Source organism: Peribacillus sp. NPDC097284 (assembly GCF_044761765.1).
Taxonomy (GTDB): domain Bacteria; phylum Bacillota; class Bacilli; order Bacillales; family DSM-1321; genus Peribacillus.
In genome coordinates this window covers 684,780-700,921 of record NZ_JBIWCZ010000001.1, presented here as the reverse complement: position 1 = coordinate 700,921, position 16,142 = coordinate 684,780, and the positions used below count along the sequence as shown (strand labels likewise).

The 16,142-nt window shown below is 42.1% G+C and carries 17 protein-coding genes and 1 riboswitch; of the genes, 12 read left to right on the top strand and 5 right to left on the bottom strand.

Annotated elements, in window-relative coordinates; translation table 11 throughout:
• Positions 1-129: 129 nt before the first annotated feature.
• Positions 130-172: riboswitch (PreQ1 riboswitch) on the top strand.
• Between the two features lie 52 nt (positions 173-224).
• Both ACIQXU_RS03510 and ACIQXU_RS03505 read left to right on the top strand, forming a co-directional pair.
• The gene (locus tag ACIQXU_RS03510; RefSeq protein ID WP_402986731.1) at positions 225-785 is read left to right on the top strand and encodes a VUT family protein; all 561 of its coding nucleotides are present in this window, start codon (positions 225-227) and stop codon (positions 783-785) included.
• A 490-nt stretch (positions 786-1,275) separates the two neighbouring features.
• Entirely contained in the window at positions 1,276-2,016 is a 741-nt protein-coding gene (locus ACIQXU_RS03505; protein WP_402986729.1) for an alpha/beta hydrolase, read from the top strand.
• 66 nt (positions 2,017-2,082) lie between these two features.
• Here ACIQXU_RS03505 and ACIQXU_RS03500 read toward each other — a convergent pair whose 3' ends face one another.
• From ACIQXU_RS03500 to ACIQXU_RS03485, 4 genes are all read right to left on the bottom strand, one after another.
• The gene (locus ACIQXU_RS03500; RefSeq protein ID WP_402986727.1) at positions 2,083-2,784 is read right to left on the bottom strand and encodes a DUF421 domain-containing protein; all 702 of its coding nucleotides are present in this window, start codon (positions 2,782-2,784) and stop codon (positions 2,083-2,085) included.
• Positions 2,785-2,994: 210 nt separating this feature from the next.
• Positions 2,995-3,147 carry an anti-repressor SinI family protein gene (locus ACIQXU_RS03495; RefSeq protein ID WP_402874659.1) on the bottom strand — a complete coding sequence of 51 codons (153 nt, stop codon included), beginning with the start codon at positions 3,145-3,147 and terminating at the stop codon, positions 2,995-2,997.
• 377 nt (positions 3,148-3,524) lie between these two features.
• Positions 3,525-4,664: a CAP domain-containing protein gene (locus tag ACIQXU_RS03490; protein ID WP_402986725.1), complete on the bottom strand. Its 1,140-nt coding sequence runs from the start codon at positions 4,662-4,664 to the stop codon at positions 3,525-3,527.
• Positions 4,665-4,704: 40 nt separating this feature from the next.
• The gene (locus ACIQXU_RS03485; RefSeq protein ID WP_402874664.1) at positions 4,705-5,001 is read right to left on the bottom strand and encodes a hypothetical protein; all 297 of its coding nucleotides are present in this window, start codon (positions 4,999-5,001) and stop codon (positions 4,705-4,707) included.
• 260 nt (positions 5,002-5,261) lie between these two features.
• On the opposite strand from ACIQXU_RS03485, the gene ACIQXU_RS03480 reads away from it, so the two are divergent.
• Positions 5,262-6,104 carry an aldo/keto reductase gene (locus ACIQXU_RS03480; RefSeq protein WP_402986723.1) on the top strand — a complete coding sequence of 281 codons (843 nt, stop codon included), beginning with the start codon at positions 5,262-5,264 and terminating at the stop codon, positions 6,102-6,104.
• A gap of 47 nt (positions 6,105-6,151) precedes the next feature.
• On the opposite strand, the gene ACIQXU_RS03475 is transcribed toward ACIQXU_RS03480, so the two are convergent.
• Entirely contained in the window at positions 6,152-6,592 is a 441-nt protein-coding gene (locus tag ACIQXU_RS03475) for a MarR family winged helix-turn-helix transcriptional regulator (protein WP_402986721.1), read from the bottom strand.
• 188 nt (positions 6,593-6,780) lie between these two features.
• Here ACIQXU_RS03475 and ACIQXU_RS03470 point away from each other — a divergent pair, with 188 nt between their 5' ends.
• From ACIQXU_RS03470 to ACIQXU_RS03430, 9 genes are all read left to right on the top strand, one after another.
• A complete protein-coding gene (locus ACIQXU_RS03470; protein ID WP_402986720.1) occupies positions 6,781-7,809 on the top strand; it encodes an NADH:flavin oxidoreductase/NADH oxidase in 1,029 nt (342 codons plus the stop codon).
• A gap of 136 nt (positions 7,810-7,945) precedes the next feature.
• Positions 7,946-8,644, top strand: coding sequence for a CPBP family intramembrane glutamic endopeptidase (locus ACIQXU_RS03465; RefSeq protein ID WP_402986718.1), 699 nt, complete (start codon positions 7,946-7,948; stop codon positions 8,642-8,644).
• Positions 8,645-8,895: 251 nt separating this feature from the next.
• The gene (locus ACIQXU_RS03460) at positions 8,896-11,406 is read left to right on the top strand and encodes a PEP/pyruvate-binding domain-containing protein (protein WP_402986716.1); all 2,511 of its coding nucleotides are present in this window, start codon (positions 8,896-8,898) and stop codon (positions 11,404-11,406) included.
• Positions 11,407-11,442: 36 nt separating this feature from the next.
• Entirely contained in the window at positions 11,443-12,765 is a 1,323-nt protein-coding gene (locus ACIQXU_RS03455) for an MFS transporter (protein ID WP_402986714.1), read from the top strand.
• 356 nt (positions 12,766-13,121) lie between these two features.
• Entirely contained in the window at positions 13,122-13,433 is a 312-nt protein-coding gene (locus ACIQXU_RS03450; RefSeq protein ID WP_402874682.1) for a rhodanese-like domain-containing protein, read from the top strand.
• 240 nt (positions 13,434-13,673) lie between these two features.
• Complete coding sequence (locus tag ACIQXU_RS03445; RefSeq protein ID WP_402986712.1) at positions 13,674-14,735, top strand: tartrate dehydrogenase; 1,062 nt, start codon at positions 13,674-13,676, stop codon at positions 14,733-14,735.
• Between the two features lie 77 nt (positions 14,736-14,812).
• A complete protein-coding gene (locus tag ACIQXU_RS03440) occupies positions 14,813-14,998 on the top strand; it encodes a sporulation protein Cse60 (protein ID WP_402874688.1) in 186 nt (61 codons plus the stop codon).
• Between the two features lie 143 nt (positions 14,999-15,141).
• A complete protein-coding gene (locus ACIQXU_RS03435) occupies positions 15,142-15,702 on the top strand; it encodes an MEDS domain-containing protein (protein WP_402957843.1) in 561 nt (186 codons plus the stop codon).
• Positions 15,703-15,722: 20 nt separating this feature from the next.
• A complete protein-coding gene (locus ACIQXU_RS03430; protein ID WP_402986710.1) occupies positions 15,723-16,061 on the top strand; it encodes an MGMT family protein in 339 nt (112 codons plus the stop codon).
• Positions 16,062-16,142 lie beyond the last annotated feature (81 nt).

The window sequence follows — 16,142 nt, the reverse complement described above, 5'->3', positions numbered from 1 at the left end:
TTCTATTGAATGCCGTTTCTCTTCTATTATATGTTCTTTACATTTAGATACGTGAGGGGGTACTTTTAACCTTGATTTACCCCCGTATCCAAGATAAGATAAAAAAGGAAAAAAGATAATCCGCTTGAGGCGGAAGAGGTTCTAGCTACCCTCTCAAAAAAACTAAGGAGAACAGCACTCTTTCTTAGGGTGCTGTTTTTTCCTATAAAAGGAGATTGTAAGAAATGTTAAGAGTTCTATTGTATTTATTGTCCATTGTGACCGCGAATGTGGTCACAGCCGCATTTATGCCATTGCAATTTGGTATGTTCATCATCCCGATGGGGACATTGTTGATCGGAGGGACCTTCATCTTCCGTGATTTAGTTCAAAATAAATTTGGCAGGGCAAGGACTTATCTGTGCATTATCCTGGCATTACTTTTATCAGCCAGTGTATCATTCTTGTTAGGCGATACATTATTAATCGTATTTGCTTCCGCCCTTTCATTCGTGGTGGCTGAAACGGCAGATACGGAAATATATACTCGATTGAAGCTACCATTAAGTTGGAGGGTATTTTACTCAGGGGTAGTTGGAGGATTTTTCGATTCGGCAATATTTGTGGTGATTGGGCTTAGTCCACTGGGGGCGAACATCTTGCCGTGGTCCTCTGTACCTGCCGCGATTGTTGGTCAGATTATTGTCAAAACGGTCATTCAGTCAATGGGGGCCATTCTATTGGGGAAAATCCATGTAAGGCTTGAAAAGCGGATCAATAATGGAGGGAATGCGCTTGGTGGATGATACTAAAGAAGAAGATAAGTGCTATTGCTTGGAGGCTTTTCGCGAGAAATATGGTCCGCAAGTCCAGGGAGAATGCTTGAAGCTTTCTTGTGCCAACTACAGAAAGCATAACCTTGATAAGCTAGAATCGAGAGAATGCGAGTAAACAAAAAACCCGTTGTTAAACGGGTTTTCTTTTTTTATAGAAAATTAGATGCCTGTCCTATTCGAATCACTGCGAAGAGTCAAACAAGGTTATCGATAATAAGATTACGTACCTTTTTATTAACACGATGTACCTCGAAATATAAGGTACATCATTCCTGAACTAGAAAAAGGAAAATTTAGATTGCTAAATAAAACCAGTCATAGTAAAATGTCCTTCGGACCGCATCACTTGTCCTAATTAAGGCATAGGTACTATAATCGGGGTAATGGTGATTCTTTTAAATAGTTAATGATTTTATCAGAAATTTCAATATATACAACTTGAGGAAAAGGAGCAGATAGTATGAAAGTCATTGCACCTGAGTCATTCACATACAAAGGTGGAGAGAGAGCAGTTCTCTTACTTCACGGATTTACTGGAAGCACAGCAGATATGAAGAAGTTGGGTCGTTATCTCAATGACCGTGACTATACCTGCCACGCACCTCTATATAAAGGTCATGGATTGCCAGCTGAGGAACTCATCCATACAGGTCCAAAGGAATGGTGGAAAAACGTAGTGGATGGGTACCGTTTCCTTAAAGAAGAAGGGTACGAGGATATCGCCGTTGTCGGGATTTCCCTCGGTGGGGTCTTCTCTTTAAAAGTGGGAACGGAATTCCCTGTGAAAGGTGTCGTTTCCATGTGTGCCCCGATGAAAGGGAGAGACGTGAGTCGATTACATAATCGTATGATCAGTTATGCCAGGGCCTACAAAAAATTCGAAGGCAAAGACCCAGACCAAATCGATGCAGAAATAAAACGGTTAGAAAAAGAGCCTATGCACTCGTTGAAAGATGTTTTGCATATCATAGAAGATACTAGTGAAAATTTAGATTTGATTACGGCACCGACTCTTGTTCAACAGGGCCGGTTGGACGATTCCGACTATACGGAAAGTGCACCCATGATCTTCAATGATGTCGATACGCAACATAGGCAATTGATATGGTATGAGCAATCAGGGCATATCATCACATTGGGGAAAGAGCGGGAGCAAGTTTATGAAGATGTTCATCGGTTTTTAAATAACTTGATTTGGTAAAGTGGGAAGGCTGCCAGTTAAATTGGGCGGCCTTTTTCTAAATGTAAATCTTCTGTCTGATGAAATTCAGCTGTATAAGAACACTTTCACGTTCCCGTTAGTATCGATAGTTGCCAATAAGATATCGGTTATGTCCGCATTGTACATGGTTACTTTCCTTTTCAGCCATCCTTCATCTTTACCCACTCGGTTTAATTCGTGAAAATCAATCTTTCCCTCCTTAATAATGGTTATAGGAAAAGAAAATGGCTTTGTGGTCAACTTTATATCACCAGGGGTCACTGATTGGTATTGGGGAAGTAAGAAGAACGAAATAGTCCCATCAGGTTCCCAAAATGCCAAAGCAACTTTTTGAATTTCTTCAATTTTTGCCTTTCTTAATTCGGATAAAATAATATCGATAGAAATTCGTGCTTTGACTAAGTTTTTATGGATGACTTGTCCGTTTTCTATAAGAGGCAAAGGAGGGCTTTCAAAAAAATTTCGGAGTCTGCCCCAATGAAGACTCACAAATACACTGATTATATATAAAATAACTAGTACGACTGACGTGATCATCGGTCCCTTTAAGCCTAACTGTTCATCAGATAATGGGTGGGCAAGAATATTTCCAATGATCAGTGCCATTAAAAAGTCAATCAACCTTAACTGAGAAATGGCCCGGCGCCCCATCAATTTAACTGCAAAGAGTAAAAAAAGGAATGATATGATGGCTCTCAAAATCCACTGAATTGTAGTAAGTGTGTCTTGGCTGTAGAAAAAATCCATCTAAGCTCACGTCCTTGTTTTTTGTTATCTAAGAATTAGTATGAGCGTTTGACTGATTTAGATGTAAAAATGAAAAAAAAGGGCTGTCCCAAAAGGGGTAATTACACCGAAATTGAATATGTAAAAAGCAGAAACGTTGATTTAACAACATTTCTGCCTCTTTATTTTTGCGAAGTTCACTGGAGTAAGGACTTATTAGACAGCCCCTTTTTAACGAATTTTTTGGGCAGGCTCGTCACTTGAGTTCTTCTCGATGAATTTCTTGACCTGTTCTATCGTTAGGCCAATTCTTTTGGCTTCCAATATAAGTGCCAGCCATATTTTATCGAGTTGCTCCTGTTTCAATCTGTTCCCGGATTCCATGATCACCCTCCCAATCTACCTCTTGTATTTTTTATTTTCACCCAGAGCAGCGCAAGTTAGAGAGTAAAATGACTTCTTGGGTTTTAGTGCTGTTCCGTACTTTTCAATTTCTTCTATGTGACTTTCCGGATGTTTTTTGTCAGGGCTCCCTTATATTCATTAGGCTTTTCGTAAATGGGGCCTTTATTCGTGAGTGTCATTACTCATTTTCCTATGTAGTGATGCGGCTGTTATCCTGTCTTTTTTCCATGTTATTACTCTTATGTATTATCTTACAGTGATAAAGTAGGAGTCAAGTTAAAATGTTAAATTAACAGAATATTAAAGAAAATAAAAAAGCCGATCAGGCTTTTCCTGATTACGGCATGTAAAGTGGCTTATCTTTTTAAATAGTTTTCTGTGTAATACGGCTTTTCATCTTCTTCAAAGGCGACGCCCACTCCCAGTGAAGAAAAGTCTTTTTGTAATTTATTTTCCCTGTGACCGATGGAATTCATTAAGCCTTCGTGGGCGAAGATACTGCTGTTCTGACCAGCGGCAAGGTTCTCTCCGGCCATGCGGAAAGAGATTTTGTCACTTTCCATCCGATCGAAGGGGGATTCCCCATCAAGATTAGTATGGTTAAAGTATTGGTTGACGGCCATGTCTTTACTGTGATCTTGGGCCGTCACTTTCACCTGCTTATCCCATGACAGGACGGAAAGATCATGATTGACCCTTGAGGCATTGGTCAAGTCGAATAATTGATATTCAAAGCCCTTTTTAAGCTCTGGGCTGGAGGGGGCAAAATAGGTGCTTTTTTGCTGTTCAAGACCTGCGCTGATGATTTGGATCGATGTGACTGTATTATCCTCATGTTTATCATAAAAAATCGTGACGAAGCTGTTATCCATTTTGAACGTATCATATTCACCATTGCTTTGAATCTGGTAATATACATTTCCTTTAAGCAGTTTTGTTATTGGTTTACCCAATTTTTCCGTCACGGTTTCCTTGGGTGTATTTCGTTTGATTCCTTGCTTGGATGAAATCAAATCCTGGTTTGTATAGAGACCGACGACTCTATTCTTGCTGTCGTAGGCCACCATGAAGAAATTTTGATAATTTTCATGATAGGCAAACCACTCTACTCCATATTCGTTCAGGGAATGGCGTTTGGCCTCACCTGCCTGCTTTTCGACGGATTCCTTTGTGTCGCCAAGCTCGATATTACGGACCGAAAAGGAGGATTCAGCAGGGGCCTTCAAGTCAGGTTTATCCACCTTTTTCGTTTCGGTTTGTTCCTCATCTCTTGCTTGATCGACTGTATCCGTCAATTTGCCGATCAACTGGTTGACTCCGGTATTCAGTTTTTCAATGGCATTTGATACTTCAGGTTTGGTTAAGAGGGAGCGAACATCTGTAGCAAAAGATCCGATTCCCGCCTTTAATCCCGACTCCTGAATGTCTTTTCCATACCCATACCAAAATCCGCCGAGAAGAAGAAAGAGAATCAATAGATTAATCACACTCCGCACATCGTTCACCCCAACTCACATATAATTACGTTCCCAATGATTAGCTCATAAACTGTAATAGGGGAGGTAAAGATAACAATATGATGGAGAATAAGAAAAGGACCTGGGTAACCCTTTTTGGCAGCTTTTCTTTTTTCCCTTTGTACCACCCACTGAATTGTAACTTGTTTCTATATAAAACAAACAATAATATAAGTATGGCCACAGAACCGAAGTAGCTATACTGATTATAATCTATTCCGAAACTCTGATACACATTCTCTAACAGAACGGAACACAATGCGCCGATAATACCGAATAATAAAAGAATCCGGATTAACTCAAATAGTACTCTCATGTTTTCCTCCTATTAATCATTTCCTAATGTTCCCCCGCTGTATATAGTTTTCTACACGGGACATAAGGGTTCCTTCCTTTGTCAATTTTCAGTTTCTCGCTCAACATACCCGGTGCTGAAAATCACCATACGCCTTATCCTTTAAAGTACATTACTGTATTTTACTACTAAAATATATCATAATGGATGGTGGGGTGGATGATGCCTAAAAGCAGTAGACATTTCTTATAGTGGATAATAAAAATTGGAGGTTTCTGATTATGGTCAATAGTTTACAAGCAACAACAACATTACATAATGGCATCGAAATGCCTTGGTTCGGTTTAGGTGTATTTAAAGTGGAGGAAGGTCCAGAGTTGGTGAATGCAGTCAAAGTAGCCATTAAACACGGGTATCGTAGCATTGATACTGCAGCCATTTATGCGAATGAAGAGGGAGTAGGGCAAGGAATCCGCGAAGGTCTAGAGGTAGCGGGCATTGCAAGGGAGGATTTGTTTGTAACGTCAAAAGTTTGGAATTCCGAACTAGGCTTTGAATCGACACTCGCTGCTTACGAGACTAGCTTAAAGAAGCTAGGTTTGGATTATCTTGATCTTTACTTGATTCATTGGCCAGTCGAAGGGAAATATAAAGAAGCTTGGAGAGCAATGGAGACTCTTTATAAAGAAGGAAAGGTAAAAGCGATCGGGGTAAGTAATTTCCAAATCCACCATCTGAAGGATTTATTGAATGAGGCAGAAGTGAAGCCAATGGTCAATCAAGTTGAATGTCATCCGCGCTTAACTCAAAGGGAATTGCTGGCATTTTGCCGACAAGAAGGCATTCAATTGGAAGCTTGGTCTCCATTAATGCAAGGTGAATTATTAGATAATAAGGACCTTCAAGAGATTGCATCCAAGTATGGAAAATCCGTGGCCCAGGTCATCTTACGTTGGGATTTACAAAATGGAATCGTGACGATTCCAAAGTCGACAAAAGAGCATCGAATCGTGGAGAACTCCTCGGTATTTGATTTTGAACTAACGGAAGAAGATATGGCGCGAATGAATGAAATGAATGAGAATCATCGAGTCGGACCAGATCCTGACAACTTCGATTTTTAAGGAAAGGCAGAGATAGACGAGCTTGCAGTCTATCTCTGCCTTTCCATTCAATCGTCCTTAATCGATGATTGACCATTCATGAAAAAAGCAAGGGCTGTACCCATGTCACTGTTGGATAATGATGTGTTAAGCGTTTCGTTAACCGTTTCCAACATTTCGCGAAGGCGCTGCTCACCCTTATCCGTGATGAGGGCACATACGCCACGTCGGTCATCTTCATATCCGAGCCGTTTTATTACCCCGCAACTTTTGTTTTCCATCCTGACGGAAAGCCTGGACATGGCACTTTGGCTTAACCCGACAAGCCGCTGTAATTCCAAAAGCCTCAATTTTTTTTCAGGTGCCTGAGATAAGTACAATAAAACGTAAAACTCATTCAAGGGCATTTGGTGCTTTTCCTGCAAGGCTCTATCAAGGTCATTGGAGAGCTCGGCATGTATATGTGTAAAGGATAACCAAGTATTTATAAGGGATTGTTCATGGGACATATCTTTTTGCCTCCCTCTGTTTACCTATTTTACATGTACCATTCGTTAAATTAAATGTACCAATAGGATGGATCAATGACAATAGCCGATTTGAGCATCGGTCGATTTGAATTAGTTGACACTACTTTTTGTGCATGATATAAATGCATGTGCATGCATTATAATACTTTGAGAAGGAGTTAGATACTATGAAAGATTTATTTTCCCCTTATTCTATAAAAAATCTCGATCTTAAAAATAGAGTCGTCATGCCACCTATGTGTCAGTATTCAGTCATGGCTGAAGATGGCGTACCGACAAGCTGGCACCAACATCATTATGTAAGCAGAGCGATTGGCGGCACAGGTTTGATCATCGTGGAAATGACCGATGTGGAACCGGATGGCCGGATTTCCAATCGCGACCTTGGTCTATGGTCTGACGATCAAGTTGGGGCTTTCACTAAGATTGTCGATGAAGTGCATCAATATGGAGCAAAAATCGGCATCCAAATCGCCCATGCAGGACGCAAAGCCGAAGATGCAGAGACACCTGTTGCCCCATCGGCGATTGCCTTTGATGAAACGTATAAAACGCCGAGAGCCTTGGAAACGGAAGAAGTGAAGGGAATGGTCGAGAAGTTCCGTCTATCTGTCAGAAGAGCGGTACAAGCTGGATTCGACGTCATTGAGTTGCATGGTGCACATGGCTATTTAATCCACCAATTCACCTCTCCACTTACGAATAAGCGGGAAGACGAATACGGGAAAGACCTGACCAAGTTCGGAGTGGAAGTCATTAAAGCGGCGAAAAGTGAAATGCCTGCCGATATGCCTTTGATCATGCGCATCTCTGCTAAAGAGTATGTGGATGGAGGATATGGAATTGAAGAGAGCATCGAGTTTTCGAAAGTCTTTAAAGAAGCGGGAGTGGATATGTTCCATGTCAGCTCCGGTGGAGAAGGACCGATTGGCGCTGATGGAAGACCGGGCACGCATGCCAATTATCAAACGCCATTAGCGAGAGAAATCAAAAAAGCGCTGGACGTCCCAGTAATTGCTGTAGGCCGATTGGAAGACCCGATCCTTGCCAACTCGATCATTGGTAACGAAGAAGCCGACTTGGTGGCAGTGGGAAGAGGGATGCTCCGTCATCCTTACTGGACATTAGAGGCTTCTAAAACGCTGAATAAACAGATTGAGCTTCCAAAGCAATATCAACTAGCATTCAAACATTAATAGTATGGACCGGTGGCCGCAGCATTTGCTTGCGGTCTTTTTTTGTATGCACCAAGATTGGGACATTTTTGTAAAATAAGTGCTTGCAGGTAACGTTACGTAACCTTATAAACTGAAGATAACGTTTAGAGGGGGAATGGTCTTGCATACATATTTCGAAAGTAAAGCATGGTCCTGGAGGGAACTTGTTTCCATCCTTGTACTTGTTTTAGTCCTGGTACCGTTTTTTATCGAGTTTTTATTGGCGAATTTCTTATTGGAATTATTTCATGACGATTTGTATTCCGGAACATTGGTCGGTTTCATCATGTCAATCATCTTTATGCTGGCCGTCTATTCACTTGCTTTACAACCGAAAAGCCTAAGATGGAATGAAGTGGGGTTACGTAAGTTTCAGAGAAGCTATTGGAAGAATATCATCGGCTGGTCATTTGTATTGATTGTGGTCAGCATCCTGATTCTCATCGTGATGGATATAGTGGGGATCGGCTATGAAAATAGCAAAACGGAAAGTGTTCAGGCTCATTTGACCCCCATCCATTTCGTTCTCGGTTTCGTGTCGGCGGCAATCATTTCACCTATTTACGAAGAAATCTTATATCGGGGTTTTCTTTATAGGTGGCTAAGGAGTAAATACGGCTTGAAGGCTGGATTATTTCTCAGTTCCTTCATCTTCATGATCGTTCATATCCCAAACTATAATGTCTTGCCGGTCACTTTTATATCCGGCCTCCTCTTTGCTTGGACTTATGAAAAAACCAAATCAGTCGTTCCCGGCATGATCATCCACGGTACATTCAATGCCATTGCCCTGATCCTTACCGCCTTTGGTTGAGAAGTGGTAAAAGAAGTGCTGTGCTCACAAGTGGTTGGAAAAATAAAGAGACTTTCAATGGAAGTCCCTTTTTTTTATTTTGATTACATTTTACCAATTGTTGTGATTTGGCAAGTTTTCATGTGAAATGTAAAGCATTTTACTTTATTGTTAAAAATGGATTCGAAGCCAATGTATGGGTTTTCCTGCCTGTTCATTGGTTTTGTTCGTGTCGTTATTTATGGGTTATGGATGAAAGGGGATAAGCGTAGATGTTTACAGCTAGATTCAATCATGCAACCGAGTGTAATGAAATGGTAGGAGGAAAAGCGCTAAATCTAATCAAAATGTCGAAATTGGGCATGCCTGTACCTGATGGATTCGTCATCACAAGTGAGGCCTTTTCACACTTCCTCGAAAAGAATCAATTAGATATAAAGAGTGAATCCATCCAAACGGAGGTTATGGAGGCGGTCATCCCGGATGATTTAGTAAGGGATGTATTGACCGCTTTCCAGGAATTGAGGAAACGTTATCCTGCCGTGGCCGTTCGTTCTTCTTCTGGTGCGGAAGATTTGGAAGGGGCCTCCTATGCGGGTCAATATGAAACCTATTTGAATGTAAAAACGGAAGAGGATTTCTTAGGTAAAGTAAAATCATGCTGGGCATCTTGCTTTGAGAACAGGGTACAGCAATATACCGAGAATATTTTTGAAGGGTCAGATAGCATTTCAATGGGGATTGTCGTTCAAGGTCAAATCTATTCAGATATTTCAGGGGTGATTTTCAGTCAAGATCCTGTTACATATAACCCGGAGTGTATCTTGATCAATGCCAGTTATGGATTGGGTGAGGCCGTCGTATCGGGCTTGGTCACACCGGATACCTATTTGGTCAGTCGAGATGGTACGAAAATAGAAAGAGCCAAGGGCAGTAAAGAAATGAAAATCATTTCCGACTCCTCTGGAACAATGGAAGTGGCGACGAACCGGACTGAACGGAATGCCTATTGCTTATCAGATAAGTTGATTCATACATTAATAGAAATGACCTTGAAAGTGGAAAACTATTATAACCATCCTGTAGATTTGGAGTTCGGCATTCATGACCAACAAGTCTACCTTTTACAAGCAAGGCCGATTACGACTGAAGTGAAGAAAAAGGAATCCGTGCCAGAAGCCAGGAAAGGTTACCTGTTGGAACGGAAAGACGAGGATGAATTCTGGTTTTTGCTTGATACGTTTTTCCCGAATCCAATCTCGCCATTGTTCACTTCCATCGTTACCCAGCCTTTTTATGAAGGCATGGCCATGGCCGTTGATGCATTGAAGGAACCTACGGGGTATACCAATATGAAAGCTCATAACGGATACTATTATGGGAAACAGACTTTCTTTGAAACCGACCCAAACCAATTGTTAGCAGAACAAGAGAAACTAATGGAGGAAATGTATCCGCGAATGAGGGATCGGATGTATGAAATCATCTATGATCAATTGATTCCCATCTATCGGTATTTAGATGGGGAAAGGGCTCAAGCATTTACGGTCGACAAAGTGAAAAAGGGATTAGTAGAGTTAGAGGGCTTTTATAAGGATGTGTATTTCTGGCACTTCATGATTGTCTTCCCGAGCAATCATATCAACAGGAGATTGGAGAGCATTTATCTAAAGGCAACGGGAGATGCACCTTTACATGAACTCTATCAATCTTTGGCTGGCGTCATGAATAAGTCACTGGAATCCGACCATTTGCTTTGGGAGTTATCATTGAAAGTAAAAGCGGAACCTTCTTTGATGAAGGTGTTCATGGAATCGGAAGAAGGAAGCCTGTTGCAGAACCTCAACACCGTCGGCAGGGGCAAGGACTTTCTGAACCGTGTAGAGAGCTTCGTCAGCGTGTACGGATACCGTTCCACCAAGTCACATGATTTTATAGAAGATACATGGATTGAGAACCATGAGCATGTGTTACAAATCATCAAGAACTTAATACTGAATGATCATGATTTTGACAAAGAATTCGAGTCGGCTGTCACGGCCAGAAAACAGATGTATCAAAAGATCATCAACGAAATCAAGGATCCCAACGATCTGGAAGCATTTGAAGAACAGTATAAATTGGCTTTGGATGCGGCCGTTATCACGGATGATCATCACTTTTATATCGATGCCATGTTTGACGCGAAGGCCCGGTTATATTTATTGAAAGTGAGTGAGCTTCTAGTGCAGCAACAAGTGCTGGACGATAAGGAAGATATCTGGTTTGTATATAAAGATGAGATCCTCGCTGCACTGGATGAACCTCACTCCTTGATGGAAGTAGTGAAGGAACGAAAGAAACAATATGAGATTCAAGGTAAAATAAAAGCTCCATCTTATTTTGGGAAACCGTCGGAAAAAGAGCGGAACTTCGTGGAAATGGTATTCGGCTCACTCGAAGAAGATAAGGAGAATACGGGGAATGTGATGAAAGGCATCGCGGCTTCCGGAGGTATTAGCGAAGGCCCGGTCCGAGTGATCTCCAGTATGCAGGAAGCATCCAAGTTTCAAAAGGGGGATATATTGGTCTGTAAAAACACGACTCCTGTCTGGACGACTTTCTTCCAGGATGCAGAAGCGATCGTTACGGATACAGGGGGTATGCTATCTCATTCCGCAATTATTGCAAGGGAGTATCAGATTCCCGCCGTTTTAGGAACAAAAGTGGGAACGGAACGATTACATGATGGGGATTGGGTCATTGTCGACGGCAATACAGGAACCGTTACGATGATTGGCTAATTACCCTTTTGGATAGAGAATGTAAGAGGTGAAAGTATGAGTAAACAAAAAGAATTCCTGATGATAGCACTAACATTGATGGGGGCGTTCCTCGTGCCCATCAATTCAACGATGATATCCATTGCGCTCGGTTCCATATCGGGATTTTATGGATTGGATATACATAGTACAACCTGGGTGGTTACGATTTATCTGATTGTCATGGCCGTCACTCAGCCGATTGCCGGCAAATTGGGTGATATTTATGGAAACCGCAAGATCTATATAGTCGGTGCAGCCCTATTTCTTGTGGCTTCCATAGGATGCGCACTGGCTCCAAATATGATCATGCTTGTTGTCTTTCGATCTCTTCAAGCGATCGGTGGAGGATTGCTGATACCGAATGTGGTCGCCTTGATTCGACATACGGTGTCACGTGAACGTTTATCTAGCGTCATGGGACTATTCGGGATGGGGATGGGTCTGGGCGCAGCTGTCGGTCCTCTCGTAGGATCGTTGTTAATCGCGGTACTTAGTTGGAAAGCAATCTTTTGGGTCAATGTCCCCTTTTTAGTCGGTGCCCTTGCTGGCGGTATGTTCCTCATACCTAAGCTTGAGAAAAAGTCATCCAATAAACCGTTGGACGTACTCGGTTCCATCTATTTGGCGATATCAATAACCTTATTAATATCGTTGACGCATACAAACTCGACAAGGGTGTCTATCATGCTTGCAATCGTGAGCCTTTTATTCATTGTGCTATTCGTGAAGCGCGAGCGTTCCGTTCCGTCGCCGATCATCGATTTCCAATTGTTTAAGAGTCCTATCTTTGCGAATGCCAACATATCGGTCTTGCTAAACAATTTCATCATGTATGCAATCTTGCTTGTCATGCCGTTGATCATGACGACAAAAATGAACATGTCAACATCCATGAGCGGAATCATGCTATCCCTGTTCTCGATTTCCATGGCACTCAGCAATATGATGGGGGGGCAACTAAACCGAAAATTCGTATCGGCAAAAGTCATCTTCTTTTCTTTCGCCGTAACGGTGGTAACGAATTTCTTATTATTTTTCGTGATTTCCTCCCAGTCTTTTATCTACTTGGCCATTACACTCGTGTTAAATGGGTTGGCTATAGGGTTGGGACTGACCAGTATGCAGGTTGCCTCGCTTGAAGCGGTGGATGAGTCAGTCTCCGGTTCGGCTTCAGGCATCGTCTCGACGTTCCGATATTTCGGAAGCATCGCCTCTTCCACGCTCATAGGGATTGTTGCGAGTTATTCCATCCTATTTGGCATTCTAATGATAGCAGCCTTGTTAGGTGCACTTTTGGCCAGGATGGTGTACAGGAATAAAGCAGTAAGTACGGTATAAAGATCATGTGTTACGGACTTCCACATTTTCCAATTACCTGTATGATTAAGGTTGAAACCTTTATATCAATGAAGGGGGAGTCCGTATCGTTTTGAATAAAAAAAAGTATATGGTATTAGCTGGTGTTTTAATATTTTTCTTGATTATGTCGATGCTTTTTGCCCGTACATATTTTACACATCGAGAATTCATGGAGGCTGCCAATCAATGTTACGATAACGATGGCAGGCCAGAGGTGGAGAGAAATACTTTTTCGAATGATTGGTCTGTTATATGCCATCCATAATAGTCATGTTTTCCTGAAAGTTTTGTTATAATATACAAGACAAATTAAACGATAACTTGGGGTGCTTATAATGGAACAAATTAAAATTTTTACACCAGAAGAAATTGAAGCAAAGGTTGAGGCAGGAGAAGCGATTGAACTTGTCGATGTCCGTGAAGACGAAGAAGTGCAAGAAGGCATGATCGAAGGAGCGAAGCACATTCGCATGAATGATATCCCTGCCAACCTTGACTACTTCGATAAGGATAAAGAATATATCTTCATCTGTCGTTCAGGACGCCGCAGTGAGAATGTATGCCATTACCTTCAGGAGCAAGGCTATAAAGTGGCAAACATGGATGGCGGAATGATGCATTGGACAGGGGAAGTCATCGTTAAGTGATGGGGTTTTTCAAGAAGCCTTGTTACTTTTGCAAACGGAAGACGAAAGACGTCACGACGTATCTGAACGAAGATCGAAAAAAGATACATGTTTGTGCACAGTGTAAGGGGTATGCGGAAAGACGTGCATATTTCCGAGCTAAATGAGTGGGGCCCTTCTTTCGGAGGGCTCTTTTTTCTGGGGATATGTTAAAATAAGGGTGTTTAAGTCAGAATATATAGACAAAGGGGAATCTGTCAAGTGCATGTACATAAAGTAGCGGTCATCTCGGGAGATGGAATTGGTCCTGAAGTAATTGATGAAGGTATAAAAGTATTGAATAAAGTAGCTGAATTAGCGGGCGACTTTTCGTTTGAATTCACCTATTTTCCATGGGGGTGCGAATATTATCTGGAGCATGGGAAGATGCTTCCTGATGATGGGCTGGAACGGTTGAAGGAATTCGAGGCCATCTATCTTGGGGCAGTCGGTTATCCTGGTGTTCCAGATCATATTTCCTTACGGGAACTGTTATTGAAAATAAGGAAGCAATTCGATCAATACGTGAATGTCCGTCCCATTAAGTTGCTGAAGGGTGCGCCTTGTCCACTGAAGGATGTGACTCACGACCAAATCGATATGGTGGTCATCCGCGAAAACAGCGAGGGAGAATATGCCGGTGCAGGGGATTGGCTATTTAAAGGAAAGCCAGAGGAAGTGGTGTTACAGACAGGTGTCTTTTCCCGTAAAGGTACGGAACGGATTATCCGTTACGCCTATGAATTGGCACGGAAGTCGGGAAGAACGCTAACGAGCATCAGTAAAGCGAATGCCTTGAATTATTCGATGGTTTTTTGGGATGAGGTGTTCGAGGAAATTGGACAGGAATATCCGGAAGTGGAAACGCATTCTTACCTCGTTGATGCGGCGAGCATGTTCTTTGTCAAACAGCCTGAAAGGTTTCAAGTCGTCGTCACCTCCAATTTGTTCGGTGACATCATCACCGATTTAGGCGCCGCCATTGCTGGAGGGATGGGGCTGGCCGCCGGGGCCAATTTAAATCCTGAACGAGCGTATCCGTCCATGTTCGAACCCATCCATGGTTCTGCACCGGATATAGCGCAGCAAGGCATCGCCAATCCGCTTGCCGCCATTTGGTCTGCGAGCCAGATGCTTGATTTCTTCGGTCATGAAGATTGGGGCAAGAAGGTGCTGGGTGTCATTGAACAAGTGATGGTCGATAAAAAGGTGCTCACTCCTGATATGGGAGGAAATAGTTCTACTGAAGAAGTCGGCAATGAAGCGGTGGCTTTACTATTATAAGTAACACGTATAATCCATGAATAAAATGGGCACCCTGCTCAATAACCATCAAACGTTAAAAAGGCAGGGGAAAGCCAATGATTCAAGTGAAGTTGTTTGATTATGAGCATGAAAAGGACTTGGAAGAGGAAATGAATGACTTTCTCGTCGATATCCGTGATAGTCAAATCGTCGATATTAAATACAATGTCGCCACGACCGGTGAAGAGGAACATGAACAGATTTATTGTTTTAGTGCGATGATCATTTATAAAAAAAGGTGAAATCCGACCCATATGACTTGGTGTCGGTTTTTTTTACATGTAAAAAACAGGCCATACTGTTCAAGGGATTTGTCTTCTGCGAAGAGAATAGGTAAAGTTAGACGTAATACAGTGTGATGGTGTATTAAAAGGGGAGATCCATTTTGGATAACAATATGAAGCAACTCATGAAAGAACTAAAGAAATCAAACGGAGGCCATGTGTTCTACTGTTTCGATGAACTGGAGACTTATATTCATAACGAAACCCTATTCATTATTTCCGGTGTTGAACAGGGAAACGATATAATGGTCGTCGAAAATGATCGGATCTTTCCTTTCGTATATAAGAAATTACAAGGACAATTAAATGACGAACAGCTGAAGAAAGTGCACCATATTAATAATTTTGATTTTTACTGCTTTGAAGGAGATTTTCATCCTAACACGATGGTCGATTATTTTTTAAGGAATGTGGAGGGATACATGGCGAATGATGTTTCCCTGCAAACCTGGGGCCACGTTGAATGGGGGGGAAGTGAGGAAGTCGTGTTCGAGAGCATTAGCGAATATGAAAAGGGCGTCAATCAAATCATTGCAAAAAAGGGCATGGTTTCTGTTTGTGCCTATGATGAATGTAGGCTGACCCCGACACTGAAATCCATGTTAATGAAGCACCATGGCGTGTTCATGACGGATGAAACGTGCACAATCATAGCTAACTAAACCAGGCAGAGGTGAGATAGTTGGAGCGCTTTACTGAAGAGGTAATCGGTATCATACAACATATTCCCCCTGGGAAAGTCATGACGTATGGGCAAATCGGCCAACTGGCTGGACACCCGCGCGGTGCAAGGCAAGTCGTCCGCATTCTTCATTCAAGCAGCAAGAAATATAACCTTCCTTGGCATCGGGTGATCAATGCGAAGGGTGAAATTGGCTTAAAACAGGAAGGGCTGGCTTCCCAACAAACCTTCTTACTAGAGAGTGAAGGAATCCACATCACGGAACATGGCAAGGTCGACCTTGAGGTGTACCGCTATCACCCTGGGGAAGCCGAGGGATGGAATATGGATCGTGGTTGAAAAAACGCGAATCGTGGTTGAATTAAGGGTAGGCGTGGTCGAATAAATCGGCGTTGTGGTTGAATAATGGCCATTTGTGGT